Raw genomic sequence first — 26,554 nt, forward strand, 5'->3', positions numbered from 1 at the left:
CTCAGAACCCGTAAGTTTCCTACAGGGTGAGCTGAGCAATTCTCAGGCCGGGGTGAGCTGCTTGCGATAGGTCCCCGGCGGTACTCCGAAGTCTCGTTTGAAGGCCTTCGCGAACGCGAACTCCGACGTGTAGCCGATCTCCTTCGCCACCGTGGCGAGTGGCTGGTCGTGATCGCGCAGCAGGCGCGCCGCGGTCGTCATCCGCCAGCGGGACAGGTAGGTGAGCGGCGGCTCCCCCACCGCGTCGGTGAACCGGCGCGCGAACGCGGCGCGCGACAACCCGACATCCGCCGCGAGGTCGGCGACCGTCCACGCGGACCCCGGCTTCTCGTGGATCAGCTCCAGCGACTGCACCACCGCGGGATCGGTCAGCGCCCGAGCCCAGCCGCGATCCGTCGGGCAGTCGTTGTCCTCGAACCAGGCCCGCAGGATCAGCACCAGCAACGCATCCACCAGCGCCGGTACGACGGCCGCCGCGCCCGGCCGCTGCGCGTCGAGCTCCTCCCCCAGGATGCTGATTGCCGTGTGCAACGATCGGTGCTGCCCCGGATTCGCCGGTACGACGACCACGTCGGGCAGCCGGCTCAGCACCGGATGCGGCCGCTCGCGGTCGAGCCGGTAGGTCCCACACAGCAACAGCGCGCGGGCACCCTGACCTTGCTGCGGCTCCTCGACCGTCGGGTCGAAAGGCACCACCGGCGAGTCCGGGTGGTCGACGAGCGAGTGGTCCAGGCCGCGCGGCAGCAGCACCGCGTCGCCCGGGCCGAGCGGGATCGGCGCGCCGTCGGGCGGCAGCAACCACGCCGTACCCTGCAGGACGAGGTGGAAGGTGGCGCCGAACGAGTGCACGAAACCGAGACCCCATGGGCCCCGGACGTCGGTGCGTCCGGAGGTGGCGGGGCCGGTCTTCATCGCGGCGACGACATCGGCAAGTACATCCATACCTGTCATGATACGCGCTGCCCTCAAGACGATGAGACATAAATCAGCGCTCCGTGGACATAGATCCGCTCGTCAGGCTCGTCTACTGTCGGTGACATCCCACCAATCACCAAGGAGTACTGATGAGCATCGTCGTCACCGCCGCCACCGGCCACCTGGGCACTCTCGTCGTCGATGAGCTGCTCCAGCGGGTCCCGGCCGACCAGGTCGTCGCGGTCGCGCGGAACGCCGAGAAGGCCGCCCCGATCGCGGACCGCGGCGTCGAGGTCCGGATCGCCGACTACAACGACGCGGACGCACTGGCCAAGGCCTTCGGCGCCGGCGACACCGTCCTGCTGATCTCGGGCCTGGAGCCGAACCGGCTGGACCAGCACAAGGCGGTCATCGCGGCCGCGAAGGACGCCGGCGTGGCCCGGATCGCCTACACCAGCATCCTCGGCGGCCCGGAGGCCGACTTCGACCTGGCCGCCGACCACCGTGCGACCGAGCAGGCGATCCTCGACTCCGGTCTGCCGTACACGTTCCTGCGCAACGGCTGGTACAACGAGGTCTACACCGACCAGATCGCCGGACAGCTGACCAACGGGGTGCTCGGCAGCGCGGGTGACGGCCGGATCGCGTCCGCCGCGCGGCGGGACTACGCGGCCGCGGCGGCCGTCGTCCTGACCGGTGACGGGCACGAGAAGCGGGCGTACGAGCTGAACGGCGACACCGACTGGACGCTGACGGACTACGCCGCCGAGCTCGCGAAGCAAAGTGGGCAGAACGTTGCCTACAACAACCTCTCGCCCGCGGACCACACGCAGGTGCTGGTCGGCGCCGGCTTCCCGGAGCCGGTGGCGCAGATGTTCGTCGGGGTTGAGAACGCGATCGAGCGCGGCCGGCTGGCCTACCGCAGCGATGACCTCACGCAGCTGATCGGCCGGCCGACCACGCCCGTCGCGGACGCGATCGCAACTGCTCTGAAGGGCTAGAGCCAGCGGACCCGCTGCCGGAAACGGTCGAGGAACTGGGCGTTCGCCTCGTCCCCACCGGGTGCGTTGCCACTGCGCCATACCGGCGGGGCGATGTTCCGGGACAGCAGCTCCTCCAGCGTCCGCAGCACGATCGTGTTCAGCGCGAACGCGTTCGCGAACGTCGAGACCGCACCGGCCCGCTCCGGCAGCCCGTCGAACTCCAGCACCGCGTCACCGATCGGCACCTTCGTGTCGACGGCGACGTCGACGATCTCGTGCAGGTTCGCCCGCGACGGATGGCGGGCCGGATGATCCGCCGCGGTCTGGTCGGCGTGCTGCCGGGAGCTGACCCCGATCGTCCGTACGCCGCGTTCTCGCGCGGTCAACGCGGCGTCGATCAGCGCCGCGTTGATCCCGTAGGCGTTGACGAGCAGCAGTACGTCGCCCGCGCCCACGCCAGCGGTGTCGATCACGATCCGCCCGTACCCCGGCGTACGTTCGACCGCCATCGAGCGGAGTGCACCGTTGGACAGCAGCGTGCCCTCGTCGAGGATCGCGGAGACGTGCATCAGGCCGCCGGCGCGGAAGAAGATCTCCTGGGCCGCGAGGTTCGAGTGACCGCCTGGACCGTACACGTGGACCAGGCGGTCAGCGGCGATCTGGTCCACGAGCAGGCCCGCGGCGGCCGCGATCGAGTCCTGTTCCTCGGCCTCGATGCGCCCGAGCAGCTCCGTGATCGCGGACAGATAGGCGCTCATCAGGTCGCCGCGACGAGCCGGTTGCGCTGCTCGCCCAGGCCGTCCGCCCAGACCCGCAGTACGTCGCCTTCGCGCAGGAACCGCGGCGGCTTCTGACCCGCGCCGACGCCGGCCGGCGTACCGGTGCTGATCACGTCGCCCGGGTAGAGCGTCATGAACTGCGAGATGTAGTGCACCAGGTGGGCGACGCCGAAGATCATCTCGGCGGTCGAACTGTCCTGGAACGCCTCGCCGTTCACGTCCAGTCCGAGCTTGAGCGCCTGCGGGTCGGGCACCTCGTCCGCGGTCAGGACCCACGGGCCGAGTGGGCAGAACGTCGCGGAGTTCTTGCCCTTGTCCCATTGACCGCCGCGCTCGAGCTGGAAGTGCCGCTCAGACACATCGTTCACCAGCACATAGCCGGCGACATGCGCCAGTGCCTCGGACTCGTCGGCAAGGTACGCCGCGGTGCGCCCGATCACCACGCCGAGCTCGACCTCCCAGTCGGTCTTGTCGCCGCCGCGCGGGATCACCACGTCGTCGTGCGCACCGACGACGGTGTCCGGCGCCTTCATGAACAAGATCGGCTCGGCCGGCGCCTGCTGCCCGCCTTCGGCCGCGTGATCGGCGTAGTTCAGCCCGACGCACACGATCTTCCCGGGATCGAGCGGCGGCGCCAGGCGTACGTCGGCCAAGTCCAGCGACTCGTCCGCCGGCGTTCTCGTGCGCCACCTGTCTACGTCGAACGGCTCGGCCGCGCCCGACAGCGGCCGCACCCGGCCGTCGTCGTCCAGTACGGCGTCCCGCAGTCCGTCCGGCGTGTGGATCCGGAGCAGTCTCACTTGTTCCTCCATCCAGCGTTCTTGGCCCAGTTCAGATACGCGATACCCAATGCGTGCGACCCTTGCACGGGCACGAGTTGCACGGCGTCGTACACCCGCAGGGACTGCTGGTACACGAGCTCGTCCTGCTCGGCGTACGCACCCCATCGTGCGCACTGCACCGCGTTGGCCGGCACCGCATCACCCGTCCCGTCGACGCGGTACCAGACCTCGGTCGCGGATCGGATCAGCTTCTGCGTAAAGGTTTTCGTGAACCGCTGTACGTCGGTCGCCGGCCCACCGTCGATCCCCGCGTCGTACGCCGCGTGCACGAACTCGGTGCTGATCGCGGCGTGACTCAGGTCCTCGATCTGCTTCGACGCCGGGTACGACGGCGTGTACTCCGAGATCCCGGCGGTCTTCGGATACCCGGCGTACAACTCGCTGTACGGCGGCCAATAGGTCCACACGTACGCGTCGCCGACGGGTCGCAGCGCGGGCTCGTACGCCTTCAGCATCTGCAGCACCCGTGTCCGGTACTGCGGTTTGCCGGTGACCCGGAACAGTTCGATCAGCACCTGGCCGATCGCCTGACTCTGGTTGTACGGCTGGATCGTCCCGTCGAACGGGATCGGCGCACCCTTCGGCCACACGAAGTCCCCGGTCCCGTCCGGCCGCGAGACCCACTCGCCGTCATGGAACGCGACCGCCTCGGTCGCCGCGTCGAGCACCTCCCGCGCGAACTGCTGCCGCGGCCCCTGTCGCAGCTTCGCCGACTGCAGCACCATCCGCGCGTACCGCGCCATCGGGAACGCGACCATCCCGGTGTGCACCGCGAACACGTAGTACTGCGACTGGAAGGCGATCGTGCCAGCCTTCACGGATACTGCTGTCGGCGCATCGCGGAGATCGACCGCGGTCCAACGCAGTCCCGCGGTGTAGGCGTTGTTGACCGCGGTCACGACGTACGCCGGGGACGCCGGATCGAGGGTCACGTTGTGCAGCGTCACGACCGTGGTGGTGGCCGGGTTCCGGAGGACGAGGTCAAAGGTGCTGTCGACAACGTTCGAGACCTCGGCCGTCGACTCGCCCGCGCGGCTGCCTGCCCAGCGCAGTTGCACCGCTGGTTTCCCGGCGCTGTCCGGCAGGACGCCATGACCCGCGGTGTAGTTGCCCGCGGTGCGCCACACCTTGCCGGAACGGCCCTTGTAGTCGGTGACCTTGCGCGCGTGGTCGGTGGTCTTCATCAGGTGGTGGGCGCGGTCCTCGAACGTCTTGAGGTAGCGCTCGTCCTGATAGGCCTCGTACATCCGCAACAGGCTGAGCAGGAAGTAGGACTCGCCCCAGGCGTAGAGCCCGGCTTCGTTGTCCTGCGCGTTCGAGGCGAGGTATCCCGCCTGCGCGGCGTCGAAGGCGGTGGGTGAGTCGTAGACGAGTGGGTCGGCGGCGGCGGAGAGGGCTGGGAGACCGGTCCAGGCGGCGATTCCGCCGGCGGTGGTTCCGAGCAGGAGCGTGCGACGGCTGAGCTGCATCGATGCCTCACAAAGGTAGGGGCGGGTTGGCGCGGGTCAGCCTTTGACGGCGCCACCCATGCTGTTGAGGATGCGTTTCTGCAGGAACAGGAAGACGGCGATGACCGGCACCAGCGAGATCACCGTGCCGGCGGCGAGGCCGCGGACGTCGGTGCCGGAGACCCCGCTGAGGTAGGCGATCCCGAGCGCGATCGGGAACTTCGACTGGCTGGTCAGCACCACCAACGGCCAGATGAAGCTGTTCCAGACCGAGACGAACCCGAGGATCGCCAGGACGGCCAGGGTCGGGGCGACGATCGGGACGCAGATCCGCCAGAAGATCGCGAACTCGTTCGCGCCGTCCACCCGCGCGGCCTCGATGATCTCGTCGGGGATCTGCGAGAACGCCTGGCGGAGCAGGAAGATCCCGAGCGAGGACAGGATCGCGGGCAGGATCACCGCCGCGAACGTGTCGGTCAGGCCGAGCTGGCTCATCACCAGGAACCGCGGGATCAGCATCAGCTCACCCGGAAGGAACATGATCGACAGGAACAGCATGAAGAACACGCCGCGCCCGCGGAACGCGATCCGCGCCAGCGGGTACGCCGTCAGCGCGGACACCACGAGGTACACCGGGATCGTGATGCCGACGTAGATGACCGAGTTCACCAGGAACCGCGCGTACGGGATCGTGGTCCACGCCTCGCGGAACCAGTCGGCGACCGGCGGCCGCGGGATCAGGTCCGGTGGGAACCCGAACACGTCCTGGCTGGCCGGCTTGGTCGCCGCACTGAGCAGGATCAGGAACGGCCCGACGAACAGCGCCGCGACCGCGATCAGGAGGACGTAGAGCCCGACGCGGCGCAGGCGGATCCGGCTGGGTCGGCGGTACAACCTGCGAGCCATCAGACATCCCTCCGCCGGGTCACCAGGAGGTTGAAGCCGGCCAGGACGATCATGATCGCCCAGAGCAGCAGACCGACCGCGCTCGCGTACCCCATGTCGTAGTCCTCGAAGGCTTTCGACCAGATGTAGTAGCCGAGCGTGAGAGTGGAGTCGAGCGGCCCACCCCGGGTCAGCACGTAGACCGACTCGAACGCGCGCATCGCCTCGAGCATGCTGAGCACCAGCGTGACCGCGAACGTCGGCCGCAGCGACGGTACGACGACGTGCATCAGCCGCTGCCACGCGTTGGCACCGTCGATCGTCGCCGCTTCGATCTGGTCCGACGGCACGGCCTGCAGCCCGGCGAGGTAGATCATCATGAACAGGCCGGCGTTCTTCCACGCCTCCAGCAGCACCACCGTGGGCAGCGCCCAGTGCCGGTCGAGCAGGAAGTCCGTCGGGCCGGCGCCGAAGAGGCCGAGCAGCCAGTTCACGACGCCCTCGCGGTTGAACACGTACCGCCAGGCGACCGCCACCGCGACCATCGACGTGATCACCGGCAGGTAGTAGAGCATCCGGAACGCCTGGATCGCGCGCAGCTTCAGGTTCACCAGCATCGCCAGGAACAGCGGCGCGACCACGGTCAGCGGCAGGAACATCAGCACGAACAGCAGCGAGTTCCGCAACGCGATCCAGACCCGCGGGTCGTGCGCCAGCCGGACGAAGTTGTCCAGCCCGGAGAAGCGCACCGGATGGACGATGTCGTAGTCGGAGAACGCCAGCTGGATCGCGATCACCGCCGGCCACGCGAACATCGCGGCATAGAACAGCAGTCCGGGCAGCATGAACACGTACGGCGTGTACCAATGCTGGCCGACCACACGGCCACGAAGACCCGGCATACCTCGCTCCTCGTGTCTGAAACCCTGATTTCAGATACCAAGCTGACGGGAACCGTAGCGCACAACTTCCTGCGCTGGAAGCGGTAACTGCAGAAAATTTCAGGCTTCTTCCGTTGACTCGCGCCGTTCGATGGCGAACACTCTGATGTCTGTAAGCCAGGTTTAGGACATTCCGTTTCGAGGAGCCAACGATGGCCCGACCCCTGCACAGACTCCGACTCACCGTGGTCGCCACACTCGTTCTCGCCCTTGCCGGCTGTGTGTCCGGCAGCCCCGCGGGCGGGGGTGACACGCAGCAGAAGTCCACCGACGCCTACTCCGGCGACGTCGAGTGGTGGACGATCAACCTGCAGAAGAACTACGGGCCGGACATCCAGAAGTGGATCGACGCCTACCAGAAGGAACACCCGAAGGTTCACATCAACTGGGTCGACGTCCCGGGTGCGGACATCACTACCAAGCTGCTGGCAGCGATCGCCAGCGGGAAGGTGCCGGACGTCGTCAACTTCACGTCCGCGACGAGTGGGCTGTTCGCCGGGTCGATGGCGGACCTGAACTCGTTGTTCAGCGAGCAGGACGTCGCCGCCTACCTGCCCAACCTGGCCGAGCCGATGGTTGTCGACGGCAAGCGCATCGCGATCCCGTGGTACAACGGCGGGACGTCGCTGTCGTTCTACAACAAGGACCTGCTGACCAAGGCCGGCTTCGACCCCGCCAAGCCACCGAAGACGTACGACGAAGTGCTCGCGCTCGCGACGAAGTACCACGACGCCACCGGGAAGTCGGCGACGAACTTCATGTCGTACTCGAGCGTCGTGCAGGCCGACGGCGTCGCGCTGTTGTCGGAGGACGGCAAGAAGGCCGCGTTCAACACCCCGCAGACGCTCGCGCTGCTGGAGAAGTTCAAACCGCTGTTCAGCTCGGGCGCGATCGCTCCCGGCGCGCTCAGCGAGAACCCGCGGGACCTGCCGCAGTCGCTGGAGAACAAGCTGATCGCGTTCAACCCGGCCGCCGTGTCCAGTTCGCTGCTGAACGTGGAGAAGAACGCGCCCGCGGTGTACTCGTCGATCGTGGTCGGTCCGCCGGCACTCGGCGCCGACGGCAAGTTCTACATGCCCGGCCAGCAGGTGATGGGCATCCCGGCGAAGTCCGACAACCAGGCCGCCGCGGCCGCCTGGCTCAAGTACGTCGCCGCGCCCGAGCAGCAGCTCGCGCTCTGCAAGCTGGTCCCGATCTACCCGTCGTCGGTGAAGGCCCTCGAGGACCCGTTCTTCACCCAGATCACCGGCACGACGCCGGCCGACCAGGCCCGCAAGATCCTGGTCGACACCTTCAAGCAGAGCGTGGACGCGTCGATGGGTTCCGGGAACGACGAGCAGCTCAGGCAGCTGTTCGACGACCAGGTCCGGGCGTACATGTCCGGCACGAAGTCGGCGAAGCAGGCACTGGACGACGCCGAGAAGGCGTGGAACGAGACTCTGGCGAAGGGTAAGTAGACGTGACGGACGTGCTGCGGATCGGGATTGTCGGGGCCGGGATCATGGGGCGTGGCAACGCATTGTCGTTGTCCGGCCGGGCCGACGCCGAGATCACCGCGGTGACCAGCAGGTCGGCGGAGTCGGCCGGGCAACTGGCCGACGAGATCGCCGGCCGCGGGGTACCGCGCCCCACGGTCCATCCCGATCTGGCGGCGCTGCTGTCCGACGACACGGTGGACGCCGTCGTGCTCACAACCCCGGACGACGTGCACGGCGAGATGATGGTGCGCGCCGCCGAGGCCGGGAAGCACATCCTGGTGGAGAAGCCGATGACGACCTCGGTCGCCGAGGCGGACGCGGCGGTGCAGGCGATTCGCGAGCACGGCGTCGTCGCGATGTGCCTGTTCAACCACCGCTGGGTGCCGGCGTACGCGCAGGCCCACCAACTGCTCGCGGACCTCGGTGACGCCGCGGTCGCATACGCCCGCAAGGACGACACGATCTTCGTGCCGACCGAGATGCTGTCCTGGGCCGACCGCACGACCTGCGCCTGGTTCCTGTCCAGCCACGACATCGACCTGGTCTCCTGGCTGCTCCGCGACCAGGTACGCCGGGTCTACGCGACCGCCCGCTGGGGAAAGCTCCGGTCGCTCGGCATCGACACCCCGGACGCGATCCAGATCCAGGCGGAGTACTCGCGCGGCGCGGTGGCGACGTTCGAGTCGGCGTGGATCTACCCGAACACGTTCCCGACCACCGTCGACTCCTACGTCTCGGTCGTCGCCGAGAACGGTGTCGTCCAGCTGGATCGCCAGAAGGAGAGCGTCGTCCTGGCGAAACCGGACGGGTACAGCTACCCACGGAACATGCTCCAGCGGGTCATGCACGGCATCCCGTCCGGTGCGTACGCCGACGCGATCGCGCACTGGGTGGACTGCAGCCGGACCGGGCGGCAACCGCTGATCACGATCGAGAGCAGCCGCAACGTCACCGCCGTATTGGAGGCTGCGCACCAGTCGATCGAGACCCGGCAGCCGGTCGACGTCTCGATGCTCGTTGATCCAGGGGCGGCATGAGTACGGGGCCTGAGAAGCCGCGGCATATCGACGGGCGGATCAACCGGATCGGGACGGACGATCTCCTCAAGGCGTTCGGATCGCCGGCCACCGATCTCGCCGGGCTCCGGGCCTTTGTCGCCGGTGAGCTCCGGCGTCCCGCGTGGCCGTTGCCCGAGTGGGCCGACGCGATCCGGTCCACGCCGGCCGCGGACGCCGTACTGACCGCTGCTGCTCCCCTGCTCGATGGCGTCGAGGTCACTGGGTTGGGGCGCGGCCGCTCGCAGCTGTACGGGTTCCACTACCTCGGGTGGCTGGCGCCCGGGGTCCACGCCTGGCTGTTGACCGGTGACGAACGGTATCTGCAGGCCTTCGAACGGCACCTGGACGACTGGGTCGAGCACCGTGATTCGGTGACCGGCGAATGGCCCGGGCTCGACGCCATCTGGTACTCGCTCGGTACCTGGGCGCGCTGCCGGAGCCTGCTGCCGACGCTCGAGGTGCTGACCACGTCGCCGCTGTCCGACTGTGTCTGGGGGCGACTGGTCGCGACCCTGGTCGGCGGTGCACGCTGGGCATACGACGAGCATGACGTCTTCCGGCACGGGAACTGGCAGCTCGTGTGCGCGACCGAACTGCTGCATCTCAGCGCCGTACTGCCGTCACTCGTGGAGTCGGCGGCGTGGGCCGAGCGGGCACGGCAGCGGATCGAGGAGCACCTGGTGCTGGACATCTACCCCGATGGTGGGCACTACGAGCGGTCGCCCGGTTACCACCGGATGGTGCTGACCGCGCTGCAGACCGCGGCGCGAATCGATCCGGCGGTGGCAGGACATCCACGGTTCGCGGCCATGCACCACTGGATGGTCGAGCTGGTGTCGTCGGGCGGGTGGCTGCCGCACCTACAGGACAGCGGGGTCGAGTGGCCGGCCGCGTCGCTGGTGCGCGGGAGCTACCTGCTGGACGATCCGGCGCTTGCACGGTTCGCCGCGCAGTGGTTGTCGGCAGAGGAGTTCGCCGTCGAGGCGGCGTCCTTCCACTCGCGGGAGATCACCGGCGCACCGAGTCTCAAGTTGCCCGCAGCAACTGTTCTGCCGGAATCCGGGTACACGATCCTGCGGAGCGACGAACTGCGCGCGGTGATCAATCACGGGCCGCACGTCGAGCACGAACTGGAGTCGCACTCACACCGCGCCGTACTGGATCTCGTGCTGGACGGATGGCAGCAGCCGTTGCTGTGGGAGGCGGGCGGTCCGCCGAGCTACGACGACCCGGAGTACCTGACCTGGTTCCAGTCGGGGCGGGGTCACAACACGGTGCTCGTCGACGGTCGCGAGTTGTCGACCGATCGTGGCGTGACGGTTGATCCGCTGGTCGACACAGGCGTGGTCGCCGTGTTCTCCGGTCGGCATCACGGGAACGGCGTACCGCAGGCGCGCACGATTGCGATGGTGCGCGAGGAGCCGGCGTACGTCGTGGTGACGGACGAGGCATCGGGGCCGCACACGTTCCGGGCGTGCTGGCAGGCGGTGCATCCGTGGCGTGAGATCGGCCATTCGACGTACGACTCTTCGGCGGCTGACGGACCGGGACTGTTGCTGATCGAGGCCGGTGGGCCTGCGGATGTCGACCTCAGCGAAGGGGTGGCGCGACGGCCGTTCCCCGATCGCAAGGCCGCTGAGTACGGCCCGCTGTACACGCTGTCCTTCGGGCGGTCGAGCGGTGACTTCACCACCGTTCTGATCCCGCACGCCGGCGGCGAACCGACGCAGGTTTCGGCCGCGCGCGTCGATGGCGAACTGGTGATCACCATCGGCGAAACGGTCGACCGGATCGGTCGGTCCACATGGACGCGGACCGTCGACGGGAAGTTGTCGTGGGCAACGGGTTGGAAGGTGACCGAGCTGCCGGCGCTGCTCCGTGCCACCGACGCGGTCGACGCGCTCGCGACGATCTCCGACGGTGCGGTGCGGTTCGAGGTCACCTGCTCGGGGCGTTGCGGGCTCTGGGTTCGGGCGGCCGGCGAGATCCGTCTCGACGACATGGTGATCGACGCGGCGCTCGAGGACGGCTGGGCACACCTGACGCTCCCGTACGCCGGGTCCTGGACCGTTGACGGGGTTCGGCATGAGTGACGACGTGACCAGGGGCTGGTTCGACGCGCGGATCGTCACCGGCGCACACCCGGCCTCGCTGCTGCCGCCCACCGACCGCGACGCGATCGCCGCGCACCTCGACCGCTATGCGCTGTCGGGCGCGCTGGTGAGTGCGATGGCGTCCTGGTTGCACGACCCGATCGGCGGCAACGCGGAAGCCTCCGCCGTTGCGCACAGTCTCGCCGACCGTGGCGTCCTGGCCTGCTGGAGCGCGGTCCCCGCGACAGCCGGCGAGCTCGACTCGCTCACCGCGCTGGTCGATCGCGCCGTGGACGACGGCGTCGCCGCCTTCCGTATCCACCCCTTGTCCCACGGCTACTCCCCCGCCCTCCTTGACGAGTTGTACGGCGCCCTCGAGACCAACCACCTGCCGCTCTGCGTGGACGCCGCCGAGATCACCTGGCCCGAGCTGACCGCGGTCGCGACCCGCTTCCCGGAACTCCCGGTCGTCGTGTCGAACCTCGGCTACCGCAAGCTCCGCGAGCTCTGGGCCGCGCTGACCCGTCACGCGAACCTGCACGTCGACCTCGTCGACTTCGCCGCGCACCAAGGCGTCGAGTGGCTGGCCGCCCACGACCTCGCCGACCGGCTGCTGTTCGCGACCGGTCTCGGGGTTCGCGATCCCGGTGAGAGCGTCGTGCGGCTGGCGTGGTCCGGTGTCGACGACGCGACGGTCCGCCTGGTCGGGTCCGAGAATGCCGGTCGCCTGTTCCGCGTCCGGCGTACCGCTGGAGGTCGTTCGTGATCGGGCGGCGGCCGACGTACCGGATCGTCGACGTGCACGCGCACCTCGGCCCCTACTCGCTGTTCTACATCCCCGAGCCGGACGCGGTGACGATGGTCGCGGTGATGGACCGGACCGGGGCCGAGGTGACGGTGCTCGCGGCGAACCGGGCGATCCAGCAGGACGCGCACCTGGGCAACTCGCAGTCCCTCGCGGCCGTCGACGCGCATCCCGGCCGGATCGCGGCGTACGCGGTGATCAACCCGTGGCAGGACCCGGAGCGCGAGCTGGACCGGCTCGCGACGGACGAGCGCTTCGTCGGGATCAAGGTGCACCCGAGCCTGCACCGCTACCCGGTCACCGGCGCCCGGTACGCCGCCGTCTGGGAGTTCGCCGCGTCGACGGGTTGCCCGGTGCTGAGCCACTCCGAGCACCATTCGCCGTACGACTCGCCGGTGCTGTTCGAGACGGTCGCGGAGCGGTTCCCGGGTGCGCAGGTGATCCTGGGACATGCCGGGATCACCCCGGCGGGGGTCGACGAGGCGATCGCGGCCGCTAGCCGGTACGGGTCGCTGTGGCTGGAGGTGTGCGGCTCGCAGATGACCGGGCCGCTGATCCGGTCGATGGTCGACCAGGTGGGCAGTAATCGGGTGCTGTTCGGCTCGGACTTCCCGTTCATCGATCAGCGGATGTCGCTGGGGCGGGTGGTGTGCGCACCGCTGACCGAGAGCCAACGTCAAGATGTTCTCAGCGGGAACGCCCGCAAGCTGTTCCGGTGGCGGCCGCTACCGGGGGAACCAGAGGTTGGCGATGAGTGACGAAACGCAGCAACCGGAGCCGGTGTCCGGCGAGCGCTTGCCGTCGGTGACGGTGGGTCTGTTCGGGCCACGCCGGTTGGTGAAGACGATGGCGGAGGTCGGGCAGGAGGTCGCCGAGCGGTCGGTGCCCGGTGTCCGGTTCCTGAGCGGCGGGTACGACGACCAGGCCGACGCCGAGGAGCGGTACCTCCGGCTGCGGGACCGCATCGACTCGGCTGTGTTCCCCGGCCCGTGGGCGTTCGACCTGGCAACGACCGGCCACTGGCTCACCGTTCCGTCCACGCACCTCCCCCTGACCGGCGCTGCGCTGTACGCCGCCCTGCTGCGCGCCTCACTGACGATCGACGGCGTGGACCTCAGTCGAGTCAGCATCGACTCCCTGTCCCTCGCCGACGTGGCCGAGGCATACCGCGAGATCGGACTGCGAACCGCCGAGGTGTACGACGTGCCGTACGAGGGGCCCGAGTCCGTGGCCCGGTTCGCCGCGTTCCACCGGGAGAAGTTCCAGCGGCAGCACACTACGGTGGCGCTGACCACGATCCTGTCGGTGGAGCGTGAACTGCTCGCGGACGGCGTACCGGTACTCCGGATCGCACCGACCCGGTCGAGTGTGCGGGACGCGCTGGAGACCGCGGTTCTGCTTGGCCAGGGCACTCGGATGGGCGCGCATCAGTTGGCGATGATCGCCGTACAGGTCATTCCGACCAGTGGGTCGCGGGCGGAGTCGGGTGACTACTGGCAGCAGGAGCTGGCGTTGCTGACCCACCAGAAGCTGCTGTCCGAGGCACGCCAGGTCGGCGCGTCGGTGACTCGCCGGTCCGACACGTTGTTCCTGGTCACGACGACGTACGGCGCTCTGGTGCGGTTGACCGAGCAGTTCGCGGTGGCACCGTTCCTTGGTGCACTGACCGCGCAACTCGGCGTACCGGTCGCTGTTGGTGCCGGAACGGGGCAGACTGCCCGCGCAGCCGAGGCAAACGCGCTGATGGCTGTCGAAGACTCGGTTGCCGCTGGTGGGAAGGTCGCGGTGTACCTGGACGGCGGCGGCGACCGTTTGGACCTTGAACCAGGACCGGCGACGACGGACTCCACTCCCGTCGAGGGTGCGCCGCAGATCGACCAGCGGGCGCTGGAGATCGTCACGTCGATCGCGTCTGCCATGAGCTCGACTACCGGCCAGCAGGTGGTCGTCGACGTCGAGAGCGTCGCCGCGATCATGCAGGTCACCCAGCGGACCGGTCGGCGCATGTTGAAGGAGCTGGTGGAGGCAGGTCTCGCCTGGCCGTTGCCACCGGCCCGGTCGACCGCCGGCGGCCGTCCGCGCCAGCAGTTCCGCCTACTCACCGAGAAGCTCGACTGACCTGAAGCTCGCCGACCTGAAGCTCGACCGACCGCCCTGGAGGACATTGTGCAGACGAGGGTCCACGACCACGCCGACCGCCTGTACGCGCGAGCCAAGCAGGTGATCGCCGGTGGGGTCTCCAGCGACGCACGCCGCGCGGACCGGCCGTTGTTCGTCGACCACGCCCGCGGTGCGGAGCTGTGGGACGTCGACGGCAACAGGTACCTCGACTACGTGCTCGGCCAAGGCCCCAACCTGCTAGGTCACGCCGCACCACTCGTCGCTGACGCAGTGTCGGCCCAGGTACGTCGTGGCGTCGCGTACGCGGCCCAGCACGAGCTGGAGGCACAGGTGGCGGAATGCCTGTGCCGTATGGTCCCCGCTGCGGAGCTGGTGCGCTTCAACAGCGTCGGCTCGGAGGCGGTGCACGGCGCGATCAGACTGGCCCGGGGACACACCGGACGGCCAAAGATCGTGAAGTTCGAAGGCAACTACCACGGCTGGCTGGACCCGGTGCTGTACAGCGTGCACCCGGACCTCGCACTGGCTGGCGACGCCCGGCACCCGACCGCGGTCGGCGGTACGGCGGGCCAGCCGCGTCACGACGCCGACGACCTGATCGTGCTGCCCTACAACGATCTTCCTGCTGTCGCCTCGGTCATGGAGCAGTGCGGAGACGAGATCGCCGCCGTCATCCTCGAACCGTTGCTGTGCAACACCGGCTGCATCACGCCGCAGCCCAGCTACCTCGAAGGGCTGCGCGCACTGACGACGCAGTACGGGTCGTTGCTGATCTTCGACGAGATCATCACCGGCTTCCGGGTCGCCCCCGGTGGCGCCGGCGAGCTGCTCGGCGTCGTACCGGATCTGGCCGCGTTCGGGAAGGCGATGGCCGGCGGGATGCAGGTGTCCGCGCTGGTCGGATCCCGGGCGGTGATGGGGACGATCGCGGACGGGAAGGTGGCGCACGCGGGGACGTTCAACTCACACCCCGTCGGGATGGCCGCCGCGGACGCCGTACTGACGCATCTCGACGAGAACCGCGACGCGGTCTATCCGCCGCTGACCGCGGCAGGCCAACGGTTGATGGCCGGCCTGCGCGCGGCCGCTGCACGACACGGCGTACCGCTGCTGGTCGACGGCCCTGGTCCGGTGTTCCAGACCTACATCACCGACCAGGACGCGGTGACGGACTACCGGTCGTTCGCTGCCTGCGACCGGGCCGCGATGGCTCGGTTCCACGCCGCGTTGTTCGCTGCCGGGATCAGCATCGTCCCGCGTGGGTTGTGGTTCCTGTCCACCGAGCACACCGCAGACCAGGTCGACGAGACTATTGCGGCAGCAGATTCAGTGCTGTCTTCCCTGTAGGGAGGGGATCGAAGGGCTTGCGGTCCTGCGTGCAGGTGCTCCCGTCGGCCGGTGCCTTCAGTTCGGTCAGGTAGTCGGTGGTGATCCGGTCGGCGCAGGCGCTCTGACCGATCGTCGTGTGCCCCCAGCCCTCGACCGTCACCATCCGCGCGTCCGGGTACAGGTTCGCGTACGGGCGGGTGAACTCGTACGGCGTGGCCGGGTCGTGACGGGTGCCGAAGACCAGCACCGGCTCCTGCACCTTGTTCTTCCACGGGCCGCGGAACGCATCGGTGTCGCGGATCCCCAGGAACTCGCACTGGATGCCGACCCAGGTGCGGTATGCCCCGAAGTGCGGCGCCCGCTTGTCCGCGGCCGCGGCGTACGACGGGTAGGCGAGCGGGCGACCGGACTGCTTCGCCTCGACGCACGGCTGCAAAGCGCTGCCGATCGACGTGGTGTAGTCCTCCTTGCGGCGGTTCCACTCGATCACCGCTTGCGGCGCCTTGGACTTGGTCGCGGCCTTGGCCTTGTTCGTGCTCGCGAGTTGCGCCCACATGTCCGCGAGGGCGGGGTAACCGTGCGGGTCGTAGAGGTTCTGGAACGTGATCGCGACTGCGACGGCGTACGTCACCTTCACCGTGGAGCCATCCGGCAGCGGGACATCGACCGGATGCGTCTTCAGCCGCGCCAGCGTGTTCTCCACCACGGTCTTCGGGTCACCGAGCTTGTTCAGCACGCAGTCCGCGCCGGCCTTCTTGCACTCGGCAAGGAACTGCTCGTACGTGTCCGACGCGCCCTCGCCCTGCTTCAGCCGGACCCCGAGCGGGGCCTTGTCACCGTTCGAGCCGGAGTAGGCCTCAGGGCTCAGCGTGCCGTCCAGGACGAGGGCCCGGACCTTGTTCGGGAACAGCTTGGCGTACGTCGCCCCGAGGTACGTGCCGTAGGAGTAGCCGACGTACGAGAGCTTGTCGTCGCCGACCGCTTCGCGCAGCAGATCCATGTCCCGGGCGACGTTCGCGGTCGAGTAGTGCGCGAGCCGGTCCGGTGACGTGGTCCGGCAGTTCACGGCGACCTTGGCGGCGTCCACGATGAACTGGCGGTCCTCCTTCGCCGTCACCGGGAACGGCGGGACGTTCGCCATCGCCTTCGACTCGTCGGCGGCCGTCGGGTAGCACGTCGTCGGATCGGAGCGACTGACGCCCCGCGGGTCGAAGCCGAGGATGTCGAACTTCGCCCGGAGCTCCGGCGTGTAGATCGCCTGCGCGGCCGCCTGGACGAAGTCGACGCCGGAACCACCCGGACCACCGGGATTCGTGAACAGCGTCCCGACCTTGTGCGCCGGGTCGCCGGCCGGCAGCCGGGTCAGCGCGATCGTCGTGGTCGGCCCGCGCGGGTGGTCGTAGTCGGTCGGGACCTCGACGGTCGCGCACTGGAACGCCTTCAGCTTGGGATCGGCACCACAACTCCCCCACGCAATTTCCGGTACGGCGGTTCGCGCCTGGGCAACCGCAGTGGTCATCGGCGTGAGCAGCACCAGGGCCGCGCCGGCGACAGACAGTCTTCGAAGGATTCTTCTGGGCGTCATGTCACCGACCGTAGGCGGGTGACCGCTCCGGTCGCGTCCACCACGAGAAGGAGGCCGGGCACCCGCCTCGCGGCGGACCCGGCCTCCCTCTGTGGACTGCTGTCAGGCGCTCTTCTCGCGCCGGTCGCGCTTGGTGCGCTCGATCTGGTCGCGCGGGATCAGCGTGGGGTTCACGTTCTCCAGGACGACCTCGCCGGTGACGACGACCTTCGCGACGTCCTCACGGCTGGGCACCTCGTACATCACGTTCAGGAGGACTTCCTCCATGATCGCCCGCAGGCCGCGGGCGCCGGTGCCGCGGAGCAGCGCCTGGTCCGCGATCGCCTCGACCGCGTCGTCGGTGAACTCGAGCTCGACGTTGTCGATCTCGAACAGCCGCCGGTACTGCTTGACCAGCGCGTTCTTCGGCTCCGACAGGATCTTGATCAGTGCCTCGCGGTCCAGCGGGGACACCGTGGTGATCACCGGGAGCCGGCCGATGAACTCGGGGATCAGACCGAACTTGAGCAGGTCCTCCGGCATCACGTCGGCGTACCCGCCGAGCTCCTTCGGCTTCTCCGTCTCAGGAGCGGTGTTGAAGCCGATGGTCTTCTTGCCGACCCGCTGCTCGACCATGTGGTCCAGGCCCGCGAACGCGCCACCGACGATGAACAGCACGTTGGTGGTGTCGATCTGGATGAACTCCTGGTGCGGGTGCTTACGGCCACCCTGCGGCGGCACGCTGGCCGTCGTCCCTTCCAGGATCTTCAGCAGCGCCTGCTGGACACCCTCGCCGGAGACGTCGCGGGTGATCGACGGGTTCTCGCTCTTGCGGGCGATCTTGTCGACCTCGTCGATGTAGATGATCCCGGTCTCGGCCTTCTTGACGTCGTAGTCGGCCGCCTGGATCAGCTTCAGCAGGATGTTCTCGACGTCCTCACCGACATAGCCGGCCTCGGTGAGCGCGGTCGCGTCGGCGATCGCGAACGGGACGTTCAGCATCCGGGCGAGCGTCTGCGCGAGATACGTCTTGCCGCAGCCCGTCGGGCCGATCAGCAGGATGTTCGACTTGGCCAGCTCGACGGCCTCGTCCTTCGCGTGCCGGCCCGCGCTGGACGCGCCCTGGCCGTCACGCACTCGCTTGTAGTGGTTGTACACAGCCACCGCGAGAGCCTTCTTGGCCACGTCCTGACCCACGACGTACGCGTTGAGGAAGTCGTAGATCTCCCGGGGCTTCGGCAGCTCGGTGAGACCGACCTCGGAGCCTTCGTTCAGCTCCTCCTCGATGATCTCGTTGCAGAGATCGATGCATTCGTCGCAGATGTAGACGCCGGGACCGGCGATGAGCTTCTTGACCTGCTTCTGACTCTTTCCGCAGAACGAGCACTTGAGCAGATCGCCGCCGTCACCAATGCGTGCCACCGGGACAGATCCCTTCTATGCGCAATCGAACAGGGCCGGGAGGGCATGGGCCGCACGGACCGGGGATTCATGGGGAGCCATGGAGACCCCGAGCCGCGTTTTGACGGTACCCCGTCCGGGGCCGAAAAGCCGCGCTCGCCACCGGGTTGTGACTACGCCGGTGGCGAACGCGTCAGGCCCTTGACAGTTCCCGGGCCCGCGAACCGGAGTCAGACTCCGGCCGGGACCGGGGCCTTCAGGGACTCGAACACCTGATCGATCAGACCGTACTCGACGGCCTGCTCGGCGGTCAGGAACTTGTCCCGCTCGATGTCGCGGGAGACGTCCGCGATGTCCCTGCCGCTGGCGTCGGAGATCATCTTCTCCAGCAGCGAGCGCAGCCGGAGGATCTCGTTCGCCTGGATCTCGATGTCGCTGGACTGCCCGTAGGTGCCCTCGGTGGCCGGCTGGTGGATGATGATCCGGCTGTTCGGCAGCGCGAACCGCTTGCCCGGCGTACCGGCGGCGAGCAGCACGGCGGCGGCCGAGGCGGCCTGGCCGAGGCACACCGTGGACACGTCCGGCTTGATGTAGCGGATGGTGTCGTAGATCGCGGTCAGGGCCGTGAACGAGCCCCCCGGCGAGTTGATGTAGATGCTGATGTCGCGGTCGGTGTCCATCGACTGCAGGCACAGCAGCTGCGCCATCACGGCGTTCGCGATCTCGTCGGAGATCGGCGTACCGAGGAAGATGATGCGCTCCTCGAACAGCTTGGTGTACGGGTCGACACGACGCACGCCGTACGACGTGCGCTCCTCCCACTGCGGGATGAAGTAGTTCATGGTGCGTCCTTAACTGACGGAGTGGGAGATCAGGAGTTCGGGCTGCCCTGGCTGAGCTGGGCGGCGCTGCTGACCACGTGGTCGATGAAGCCGTACTCCTTGGCCTGGTCGGCAGTGAACCAGCGGTCCCGGTCGGCGTCGTTCTCGACCTGCTCGAGCGGCTGGCTGGTGTGCTCCGAGATCAGCCGGAACAGCAGCGCCTTCAGGTGCAGCGACTGCTCCGCCTGGATCTTGATGTCCGACGCCGTTCCGCCCATACCGCCGGAGGGCTGGTGCATCATGATCCGCGCGTGCGGCAGCGCGAACCGCTTGTTCTTCGCGCCGGCGCAGAGCAGGAACTGACCCATCGACGCGGCCAGGCCCATCCCGACGGTGGCGACGTCGTTGGAGATCCACTGCATGGTGTCGTAGATCGCCATGCCGGAGTCGACCGAGCCACCCGGCGAGTTGATGTACAGCCAGATGTCCGCATTCGGGTCCTGGGCGTTCAGGAGCAGCATCTGCGCGCAGATCGCGTTCGCGTTGTCGTCGCGAACCTCGGACCCCAGGAAGATGATCCGGTTCTTGCGCAACTCCCGGTAGATGTCGTCGTCTTGTCCGCCGGATCCGTTGCCGCCCGCGGCGGTGGGGCTGGCTGCAAATGTCTCGTTCACGAACCCGACATTACTGGTCGGCGGCGACAGACCTAAGGCTGGGCCGTAGGTGTTCGCTCACGGCGCACCGCTCGTCTGCTCTGAGCGAATTCGGCTGCTTCACCAGTCGCACAGGACCACGGATCCGGGCTCGTCGGCCGTTGCCTCGTCAGGTACTTCGCGAGGGTCCGGCGGGTCCGCGTCCCGTCGTACCTCAGGCTCCTGCGGCAGCGCGGCCACGAGCGTCCTCCCCCGTCGGAAATCGTTTCACCCGCCACGCTAGGCGATCGGACCGACAGTTTCCTTGCAACCGGCACGCAATATGCGAACGACCCGGAGCCCCTCACGGGGTTCCGGGTCGTTGCTGCGTTCTGCTGGGGCTCAGGCCTTGGCCGGCTCCGGCTCCTCGGCGGTCGCCTCGGCCTCGGCCTCGGCGGCCTCCGGGTCGGCGTACGTGCCGTCGGGCTGCAGGGTCTTCAGCTCGACCGTGTTGCCGGACGCGTCGGTGACCGTCGCGTTCTCCACCAGGTAGGCCAGCGCCTTGCCGCGGACGACCTCGGACACCAGGCTCGGGACCAGGTTGTTCTCCACCGCGTGCTGGGCGAACTGGTCCGGGCTGACGCCGGACCGCTGCGCGTGCCGGACGATGTGCTCGGTGAGCTCCTGGTCGTTGACGCTCAGCTCCTGCTGCTCGGCCACCAGGTCGAGCACGAACTGCGCCTTGATGGCGTCCTCGGAGCGCTTCTTCAGGTCCTCGTCGAACTCGTCCTGGGTCTGCTCCTCACCCTCGAGGAACTGCTCCATGGTCATCCCGGAGTACCCGAGCTGCTGCTCCAGGTTCTCCTTGCGGGCGGCCAGCTCGTCGGTCAGCAGGCCCTCGGGCACCGGCACGTCGACCAGCGTCAGGATCTTCTCCAGGACGGCGTCGCGCGCCTCGCCGGCCTGCTCGAGCCGCTTGCCACGCTCCAGCCGCTCCTGGACGTCGGCCTTCAGCTCGTCGGCGGTGTCGAACTCCGACGCGGTCTGCGCGAACTCGTCGTCGAACTCCGGGAGCTCCTGCTCCTTGACCGCGGTCACGGTCACCTCGACGTCGACGTCGTCGCCCTTCAGCGCGCCGCCGACCAGCTGGGTGACGAAGGTCTTCTTCTCGCCGGCGCTCAGGCCGATGACAGCCTCGTCCAGGCCGTCGAGCAGCTGACCGCTGCCGACCTGGTACGACAGGCCGGTCGCCTGGGCCTCCTCGACCTTCTCGCCGTCCTTGCTGGCGGACAGGTCGATGGTGATGAAGTCGTTGTCGCCGACCGCGCGCTCGACCGGGTTCAGCGAGCCGAACCGCTGACGCAGCGACTCGATCTGCTCGGTGACCTCGTCGTCGGAGATCGCGATGTCCTCGACCCCGGCCTCCAGGCCCTCCAGGTCCGGCAGGGTGATCTCCGGGCGGACCTCGACCTCGGCGGAGAACTGCAGGTTCTCCTTGTCGTTGAAGTCGGTCACGTCGACCTCGGGCCGGCCGATGGCCTTGACCTGGTTGTCGCTGACCGCCTGCGAGTAGAGCTTCGGAAGCGCGTCGTTGATCGCTTCCTCCAGCACCGGCCCGCGGCCGACCCGCTGGTCGATCACCTGCGGCGGCACCTTGCCCTTACGGAACCCGGGCACGGTGATCTGCGAGGCGATGCTCTGGTACGCCGCGTCGAGGCTCGGCTTGAGTTCCTCGAACGGCACCTCGACGATGAGCTTGACCTTGGTCGGGCTCAAGGACTCGACGGTGCTCTTCACGGTGGCGGTTCTCCTTGATTCGGTGACAAGTGCGGCACGCAACAGCCCGCGCCACAGCGGTGCTGCAGGGGGTTTGTCGGGGCGACAGGACTCGAACCTGCGGTCTCCTGCTCCCAAAGCAGGCGCGCTAGCCACTACGCTACGCCCCGCAGTGACCGCAGAAGTCTAGTCGACCCGAACCAGTGCTCGCGCCACCGGCCCCCGATAAACCCGTTTTGAGTCCACCCGGGTCCATGTGGAATCATGTCCGAGCACCGCGGGTGTAGCTCAATGGTAGAGCCCCAGTCTTCCAAACTGGCTACGCGAGTTCGATTCTCGTCACCCGCTCCCCCCGGAAAGGCCCCCAGCCACAGCTGGGGGCCTTTCCCGTCCCCGCCCCGAATCCGGCGCCGCCACCCAAAGCACTCGTCAATGTGACACAGGTCACTGAAGACGAAAACCTGCGAGTTTGGTGGTCCGGTCGTCTTGGGGCTGTCCTTCAGCTACTGATCCGACCCATCACCCTGCAAGCCCATCGGGGAACGGTGCCGTCTCTTGATCCCAGGCGTCCGGCAACTCGGAACGCCAGGTTCGGCTCCGTGAATGCGAGCCCTGGTTGACCGTTGCCTGTCGCCGCGTCACGTAGCCATACAGACACACCTGGCGTCTCGTGCCCTCGACCATGTGCCAACTGAGCCGCTTGCCAGGGTCGGCTGCATCAGGGAACTGATAGCGGTGACGCAAAGTTCGAGACCATGCCCGTCGCCGTCTACGAGTCGCACAGCTCCGCAGTCTAGGAGGTCGTGCCCTTCTGGACTGCGTAGCGATTAGCGAGCGATCTCGTCATCCAGGCCCGAGTCCGAGGGTCCGACGTACGTACCACTCCCGCGGCTTCCGAGGCACGAGGGTACCGCTCCCCGGAGGCGGCCGGTTGCCCGCGTGACAGAGCCGGGCTGGGGAGGATCTCCTGCCCGATATGGCAAGAAATCCTCCCCAACTACCGCGGTGGGAGACGGTCTACGTGGTTGCGAGTGCTTCGGGGAGGTGGAGAATCGCCTCAAACTCCACGCGACTGAACGGGAGGGCAGTGCGATGGATGAACAGCCGGTGCCGGAGACCCGGGGCATCTCGGTCGAATTGCTTGCCACGGTCGATCTCGGTCCTGAGATCCCCGCGTTGGAAGGCCATCAGCTCCGCATGCGCATGGTCACGATCGACCCCGGTGGAGTGTTCGGCCCGCTGCACGACCACGCGGGGCGCCCCGGCACCGTCTACGTCCTGCAAGGGACCATCACCGACCACCGCGACGGCACCACCACGGAGTACGGCCCCGGCCCCGGCTGGCCAGAAGACCGAAACACCCTGCACTGGCTGGAGAACAAAGGCGACGTCCCCGCCGTCGAAATCTCGGTCGACATCCTCAAACCCGAATAGCTCCGGTACGCCGTTGCGCGGCGGGCTCGGCCGTGGTTCAGGGGGTTGGTGTGGCTCGGTCGGCTTTGCTGCGGAGTACGCAGAATTCGTTGCCTTCGGGGTCGGTGAGGACGGCCCAGCCGGTGCCGTCGGGGTTGCGGTGGTCGTTGGCCAGGGTGGCGCCCAGGGCGAGGAGGCGGTCGACTTCCTGGTCGCGGGTCGTGTCGGGGCGTAGGCAGAGGTGGACGCGGTTCTTGATGGTCTTCGGTTCGGGGACCTGGTTGAAGTAGAGCAGCGGGCCCTCCTCGAGCATCACTACGGTCTCGTGGTCGCCCGGTTCGCAGTCCGGGTCCAGCGGACGGCCGGTCACCGCGCTCCAGAAGCGGGCCAGTTCGTAGGCGTTCGCGCAGTCGATCGCGACGTTCTGCAGTACCGAAACCATGCGCGTAGCTTTCCCGACTTCCGGTTCAGCCGCCACCAAGCGGTAATCCCGGTGACGCGGAGGGTCGTCCTCGCGAGAATGGCCCGCATGGACGAGGTCGAGGTCGTTGTCGCGCACAGCGAGCGTGCGACGTTGCGCGTCGGTGACGTGTTTCTGAAGGTCGATGCCGTTCAGTCGCGGCTGGACGTCGAGGTCGAGGCGATGGGCATGGTGCCGGTCCCGACGCCGGAGGTCCTGTGGCGAAAGCCGCCCGTACTCGCGATCGCCGCCGTTCCCGGCACGGCACTCGGCATCCTCGGCGAGCCGTCGACCGCCTCGCCGGCCGCATGGGCCGCAGCGGGCGCCGCCATCCGCCAACTGCACGACACGCCGCTGCCGCCCTGGCAGAGCGCGACCACCGACGAGCTCGCCGCGAATCTCGACCGCGAATGCGAGTGGCTCGTGACGAACGACGTTCTTCCCGCCGACCTGATCGCGTACAACCGCGAACTCGCCGAGGTCGCGCTCCGCCCCTGGACGCCGGTCTTCATCCACGGCGATCTGCAGATCACCCACGTCTTCGTCGACGGCGACAAGGTCACGGGCGTGATCGACTGGTCCGAGGCGAGCCAGGGCGACGCCATGTTCGACCTCGCCATCCTGACCCTCGGCCACGAGGAAAACCTCGCCGACGTCCTCGCGGGGTACGGCGCCGGCGCCGACGTCGACGTGATCCGCGCCTGGTGGTCCCTCCGAAGCCTCACCGCCGCCCGCTGGCTCACCGAACACGGCTTCGACCCCGACACCCCCGGCTGCGAATTCGACGTACTCCGCACCGCGTTCGCAACAGCCCGCTCCTAACTGACCGCCGGAGGGTCAGGCCTCCGGCGGTCAGCTGCACGGTCCAGGAGGTGGTCCACGGCTGACCCGGGCTGAGCTGCTCACGGATCAGCTCGCGGTCCCGCCGCGGTCAGGCGCGGAGGAAGGCGATGGCGTCGATTGTTGCCGGTGCGGTTGAGGTCGAGACGATCTTGAGAGCGCCTGTCCGGAAGACCGTGACGGGCAGGTACGTGACGACGCGGCTGGTCGTGGTTGCGGCCAGGGAGACCGTGCCGATCTTGATGTTGGCGTGGTAGATGTCGACCCGCCCCTGCCCCGGTCCGTGGATCGCCACCAACGCAATGCGTTGACCGGCCTCGGTTGCCTTGGTCAGGTAGGCGCCGTTGGCTTTCAGGATCGTGGTGGTGCCCTGGCAGGCCAGAGTGCTGGTGGTGCGGGTGACTGTGCCCGCTGAGGTGAGTGCGCGGTCGTCCTCGGGTGACGCCGAGCAAATGGGCGCCGACCAGGCGGAGAGGTTCCCCAGGTAGTCCCGGGCGCGCACCATGAAGCACTCGTCCCAGCCGAGACGTGGCGTCCACGTGATCGACGTGATGCGGGTGTTCTGCCACGTGGCGGGGTAGATCCACTTGCCGAGCGCAACACCAGGCGCGGCGGTCTTGTAGACGACGTCGTACGACGCGATGTCGGTGTCGTCCTTGTACGCCCAGCGGACCGTCGCGGACGTACCCAGCTCGACGCGGTCACCAATGCGCCACGTGACAAGCGCTGGAGCCGTGCCGTCGACCTCACTGCAGTACGACGTACTCCAAGCGCTGACGTTGCCCGCATAGTCACGCGCCCGCACCTGCCAGCACGTATCGGTCCCCACAGCCGCGGTGAGACTCGCACCGGTCGTCTTGAGTCCCTGCCACCCCGGTACCTCGTTCCAGGCGCCGTACGGCGTACTGCGGTTCGGACGCTGCTGAATACGCAGGTCGTAGCTGTCCACTCCCGTGGCCGGCGCGTTCGGGTCCTGAGGATCGTCGTACGCCCACTCGAAGGACAGACTGGTGTTGTCGCGGATGCGGTCACCGGCGGAGGCGCTCCGCAGTACGGGCGCGACTGTGTCGGAGTGCTCCTGCGGATCGTCGGTCAGCCACGACAGAGTGATGACGCGGGGCTTGCCGGCCGCGTCGGCGTACACGATCTTCGCCAGGCCGGAGCCGTCCGCACGGAAGCTCGGAGTGGTTGTGCGGATCGGTCCGTAGCGACGCTGTCCCAGAGCCGGGTCGTTGAGGTCCGTCACCAGCAGGTCGGAGCCGGACGCCTGGACCGCGAAACCGTTGCCCAGTTGGGAATCCGTCGCTACGGACAGGTTGCGCGGCGCCTGCGGACCGCTGACGTCGACTACCTGGTTGCACCCGCTCAGCACCGCCCAGCGGCCGTTCACGTCGTCAGAGTCGACAGTGCACGCGCCGGCGACCAAGACCGTCTTCACGACACCAGTGGTGAGGTTCTTGCCGTCCAGATGTCCCGGCTCGGTCACCTTCCACACCGTGTCGCCCGACATGGCGAACGGGGGCGCGAAGTCCGCGACCTTGGCCTTCGTGGCGACGTCGTACACCTCAGCGGTCGCAGCAGTCGCCGCGCGGTGTGAGACGAGCTTTCCGCCCTTCCCCAGCACGACCTCGTCCGCCGCTGGGAACGTGAGCCCGCCGACTTTCGCAGTACTACCGTCGAATGTCAGCAGTGCCGCGCCCTCCACCTGCAACGCCTTGCCACTACTACTGCCACCAGAAGGCGTCCACGTCGACCCGTTGTTACTGGTCTCGTAGACGACAGCCGGGTCCGACACCACCACGCGTGCACCGGACAGCCCGACAGCAGTCGCCGCGTGCCCCGGCACGAGAACACCCTCACCCAGATGCGTCGGTGGATCGGCCGCCATCGCGGGTGAAGCGGACAACGGCAGCAGTACGGCGGCGCAGACTGCGGCAGCCTTCAGACGAAACACGAGATACCCCCCAGGC

The 26,554-nt window shown here is 68.1% G+C and carries 23 protein-coding genes and 2 tRNA genes; 11 read left to right on the plus strand and 14 right to left on the minus strand.

The features are described 5' to 3' along the window. Positions 1-42: 42 nt before the first annotated feature. Positions 43-942: an AraC family transcriptional regulator gene (locus tag AC0662_RS26795; protein ID WP_478304013.1), complete on the minus strand. Its 900-nt coding sequence runs from the start codon at positions 940-942 to the stop codon at positions 43-45. 122 nt (positions 943-1,064) lie between these two features. On the opposite strand from AC0662_RS26795, the gene AC0662_RS26800 reads away from it, so the two are divergent. Then, positions 1,065-1,916, plus strand: a complete 852-nt coding sequence (locus AC0662_RS26800; protein WP_478304015.1) for an SDR family oxidoreductase — start codon at positions 1,065-1,067, stop codon at positions 1,914-1,916. On the opposite strand, the gene AC0662_RS26805 is transcribed toward AC0662_RS26800, so the two are convergent. Genes AC0662_RS26805 through AC0662_RS26825 form a run of 5 tightly spaced genes read right to left on the minus strand, consistent with a single transcriptional unit; the run spans position 1,913 to position 6,754 of the window. After that, entirely contained in the window at positions 1,913-2,656 is a 744-nt protein-coding gene (locus AC0662_RS26805; protein WP_478304017.1) for a sugar isomerase domain-containing protein, read from the minus strand. The genes AC0662_RS26800 and AC0662_RS26805 overlap by 4 nt on opposite strands. Next, positions 2,656-3,477: a fumarylacetoacetate hydrolase family protein gene (locus AC0662_RS26810; protein WP_478304019.1), complete on the minus strand. Its 822-nt coding sequence runs from the start codon at positions 3,475-3,477 to the stop codon at positions 2,656-2,658. Before AC0662_RS26810 ends, AC0662_RS26805 begins: the two co-directional genes overlap by 1 nt. Beyond that, on the minus strand, positions 3,474-4,988 hold the full coding sequence (locus AC0662_RS26815; RefSeq protein ID WP_478304021.1) for a hypothetical protein: 1,515 nt from the start codon (positions 4,986-4,988) through the stop codon (positions 3,474-3,476). The genes AC0662_RS26810 and AC0662_RS26815 overlap by 4 nt, the downstream gene beginning before the upstream one ends. Before the next feature lie 36 nt (positions 4,989-5,024). After that, positions 5,025-5,873 (minus strand): carbohydrate ABC transporter permease, encoded by an 849-nt coding sequence (locus AC0662_RS26820; protein WP_478304023.1) that lies wholly within the window; start codon positions 5,871-5,873, stop codon positions 5,025-5,027. Next, the gene (locus AC0662_RS26825) at positions 5,873-6,754 is read right to left on the minus strand and encodes a carbohydrate ABC transporter permease (RefSeq protein ID WP_452202445.1); all 882 of its coding nucleotides are present in this window, start codon (positions 6,752-6,754) and stop codon (positions 5,873-5,875) included. Before AC0662_RS26825 ends, AC0662_RS26820 begins: the two co-directional genes overlap by 1 nt. 191 nt (positions 6,755-6,945) lie before the next feature. On the opposite strand from AC0662_RS26825, the gene AC0662_RS26830 reads away from it, so the two are divergent. Genes AC0662_RS26830 through AC0662_RS26860 form a run of 7 tightly spaced genes read left to right on the plus strand, consistent with a single transcriptional unit; the run spans position 6,946 to position 15,695 of the window. After that, positions 6,946-8,250, plus strand: coding sequence for an ABC transporter substrate-binding protein (locus AC0662_RS26830; RefSeq protein ID WP_478304026.1), 1,305 nt, complete (start codon positions 6,946-6,948; stop codon positions 8,248-8,250). Positions 8,251-8,252: 2 nt separating this feature from the next. Further along, entirely contained in the window at positions 8,253-9,308 is a 1,056-nt protein-coding gene (locus AC0662_RS26835) for a Gfo/Idh/MocA family protein (protein WP_478304028.1), read from the plus strand. After that, on the plus strand, positions 9,305-11,422 hold the full coding sequence (locus AC0662_RS26840) for a heparinase II/III family protein (protein WP_478304030.1): 2,118 nt from the start codon (positions 9,305-9,307) through the stop codon (positions 11,420-11,422). Before AC0662_RS26835 ends, AC0662_RS26840 begins: the two co-directional genes overlap by 4 nt. Continuing rightward, positions 11,415-12,188, plus strand: coding sequence for an amidohydrolase family protein (locus AC0662_RS26845; RefSeq protein WP_478304032.1), 774 nt, complete (start codon positions 11,415-11,417; stop codon positions 12,186-12,188). Before AC0662_RS26840 ends, AC0662_RS26845 begins: the two co-directional genes overlap by 8 nt. Continuing rightward, positions 12,185-12,985: an amidohydrolase family protein gene (locus AC0662_RS26850; protein ID WP_478304034.1), complete on the plus strand. Its 801-nt coding sequence runs from the start codon at positions 12,185-12,187 to the stop codon at positions 12,983-12,985. Before AC0662_RS26845 ends, AC0662_RS26850 begins: the two co-directional genes overlap by 4 nt. Further along, positions 12,978-14,345: a hypothetical protein gene (locus AC0662_RS26855; RefSeq protein WP_452202433.1), complete on the plus strand. Its 1,368-nt coding sequence runs from the start codon at positions 12,978-12,980 to the stop codon at positions 14,343-14,345. Before AC0662_RS26850 ends, AC0662_RS26855 begins: the two co-directional genes overlap by 8 nt. Positions 14,346-14,393: 48 nt before the next feature. Further along, positions 14,394-15,695, plus strand: a complete 1,302-nt coding sequence (locus tag AC0662_RS26860) for an aspartate aminotransferase family protein (RefSeq protein ID WP_478304037.1) — start codon at positions 14,394-14,396, stop codon at positions 15,693-15,695. On the opposite strand, the gene AC0662_RS26865 is transcribed toward AC0662_RS26860, so the two are convergent. The 6 genes from AC0662_RS26865 to AC0662_RS26890 form a co-directional block, all read right to left on the minus strand. Further along, positions 15,658-17,262 carry an alpha/beta hydrolase gene (locus AC0662_RS26865; protein WP_478304039.1) on the minus strand — a complete coding sequence of 535 codons (1,605 nt, stop codon included), beginning with the start codon at positions 17,260-17,262 and terminating at the stop codon, positions 15,658-15,660. The genes AC0662_RS26860 and AC0662_RS26865 overlap by 38 nt on opposite strands. 102 nt (positions 17,263-17,364) lie before the next feature. Further along, the gene (gene clpX, locus AC0662_RS26870; RefSeq protein ID WP_452202427.1) at positions 17,365-18,663 is read right to left on the minus strand and encodes an ATP-dependent Clp protease ATP-binding subunit ClpX; all 1,299 of its coding nucleotides are present in this window, start codon (positions 18,661-18,663) and stop codon (positions 17,365-17,367) included. A gap of 209 nt (positions 18,664-18,872) precedes the next feature. Beyond that, positions 18,873-19,484 carry an ATP-dependent Clp protease proteolytic subunit gene (locus AC0662_RS26875; RefSeq protein WP_478304041.1) on the minus strand — a complete coding sequence of 204 codons (612 nt, stop codon included), beginning with the start codon at positions 19,482-19,484 and terminating at the stop codon, positions 18,873-18,875. 29 nt (positions 19,485-19,513) lie between these two features. Next, positions 19,514-20,137, minus strand: a complete 624-nt coding sequence (locus AC0662_RS26880; RefSeq protein ID WP_452202423.1) for a ClpP family protease — start codon at positions 20,135-20,137, stop codon at positions 19,514-19,516. 360 nt (positions 20,138-20,497) lie between these two features. Beyond that, complete coding sequence (gene tig, locus AC0662_RS26885) at positions 20,498-21,892, minus strand: trigger factor (RefSeq protein WP_478304044.1); 1,395 nt, start codon at positions 21,890-21,892, stop codon at positions 20,498-20,500. 76 nt (positions 21,893-21,968) lie between these two features. Next, positions 21,969-22,041 (minus strand) — tRNA-Pro (locus AC0662_RS26890). A 107-nt stretch (positions 22,042-22,148) separates the two neighbouring features. On the opposite strand from AC0662_RS26890, the gene AC0662_RS26895 reads away from it, so the two are divergent. Further along, positions 22,149-22,219, plus strand: a tRNA-Gly gene (locus tag AC0662_RS26895). A gap of 744 nt (positions 22,220-22,963) precedes the next feature. Further along, a complete protein-coding gene (locus AC0662_RS26900; RefSeq protein WP_478304046.1) occupies positions 22,964-23,305 on the plus strand; it encodes a cupin domain-containing protein in 342 nt (113 codons plus the stop codon). A 37-nt stretch (positions 23,306-23,342) separates the two neighbouring features. On the opposite strand, the gene AC0662_RS26905 is transcribed toward AC0662_RS26900, so the two are convergent. Further along, complete coding sequence (locus AC0662_RS26905) at positions 23,343-23,726, minus strand: VOC family protein (protein ID WP_478304048.1); 384 nt, start codon at positions 23,724-23,726, stop codon at positions 23,343-23,345. Positions 23,727-23,813: 87 nt separating this feature from the next. Here AC0662_RS26905 and AC0662_RS26910 point away from each other — a divergent pair, with 87 nt between their 5' ends. Continuing rightward, a complete protein-coding gene (locus AC0662_RS26910) occupies positions 23,814-24,566 on the plus strand; it encodes a phosphotransferase family protein (protein ID WP_478304050.1) in 753 nt (250 codons plus the stop codon). A 109-nt stretch (positions 24,567-24,675) separates the two neighbouring features. Here AC0662_RS26910 and AC0662_RS26915 read toward each other — a convergent pair whose 3' ends face one another. Next, positions 24,676-26,538: a hypothetical protein gene (locus AC0662_RS26915; RefSeq protein WP_478304052.1), complete on the minus strand. Its 1,863-nt coding sequence runs from the start codon at positions 26,536-26,538 to the stop codon at positions 24,676-24,678. Between the last annotated feature and the right edge of the window lie 16 nt (positions 26,539-26,554).

The organism is Kribbella sp. NPDC043289, from assembly GCF_056436705.1.

Excerpts from the sequence above, each read along its gene's own strand:
- AC0662_RS26820 (WP_478304023.1), bottom strand. The coding sequence starts at position 5,873 with ATGGCTCGCAGGTTGTACCGCCGACCCAGCCGGATCCGCCTGCGCCGC.
- AC0662_RS26800 (WP_478304015.1), top strand. The coding sequence starts at position 1,065 with ATGAGCATCGTCGTCACCGCCGCCACCGGCCACCTGGGCACTCTCGTC.
- AC0662_RS26845 (WP_478304032.1), top strand. The coding sequence starts at position 11,415 with ATGAGTGACGACGTGACCAGGGGCTGGTTCGACGCGCGGATCGTCACC.
- AC0662_RS26855 (WP_452202433.1), top strand. The coding sequence starts at position 12,978 with ATGAGTGACGAAACGCAGCAACCGGAGCCGGTGTCCGGCGAGCGCTTG.
- AC0662_RS26805 (WP_478304017.1), bottom strand. The coding sequence starts at position 2,656 with ATGAGCGCCTATCTGTCCGCGATCACGGAGCTGCTCGGGCGCATCGAG.
- AC0662_RS26900 (WP_478304046.1), top strand. The coding sequence starts at position 22,964 with ATGGATGAACAGCCGGTGCCGGAGACCCGGGGCATCTCGGTCGAATTG.
- AC0662_RS26875 (WP_478304041.1), bottom strand. The coding sequence starts at position 19,484 with ATGAACTACTTCATCCCGCAGTGGGAGGAGCGCACGTCGTACGGCGTG.
- AC0662_RS26815 (WP_478304021.1), bottom strand. The coding sequence starts at position 4,988 with ATGCAGCTCAGCCGTCGCACGCTCCTGCTCGGAACCACCGCCGGCGGA.
- AC0662_RS26830 (WP_478304026.1), top strand. The coding sequence starts at position 6,946 with ATGGCCCGACCCCTGCACAGACTCCGACTCACCGTGGTCGCCACACTC.
- AC0662_RS26840 (WP_478304030.1), top strand. The coding sequence starts at position 9,305 with ATGAGTACGGGGCCTGAGAAGCCGCGGCATATCGACGGGCGGATCAAC.
- AC0662_RS26865 (WP_478304039.1), bottom strand. The coding sequence starts at position 17,262 with ATGACGCCCAGAAGAATCCTTCGAAGACTGTCTGTCGCCGGCGCGGCC.
- AC0662_RS26795 (WP_478304013.1), bottom strand. The coding sequence starts at position 942 with ATGGATGTACTTGCCGATGTCGTCGCCGCGATGAAGACCGGCCCCGCC.
- AC0662_RS26825 (WP_452202445.1), bottom strand. The coding sequence starts at position 6,754 with ATGCCGGGTCTTCGTGGCCGTGTGGTCGGCCAGCATTGGTACACGCCG.
- AC0662_RS26905 (WP_478304048.1), bottom strand. The coding sequence starts at position 23,726 with ATGGTTTCGGTACTGCAGAACGTCGCGATCGACTGCGCGAACGCCTAC.
- AC0662_RS26910 (WP_478304050.1), top strand. The coding sequence starts at position 23,814 with ATGGACGAGGTCGAGGTCGTTGTCGCGCACAGCGAGCGTGCGACGTTG.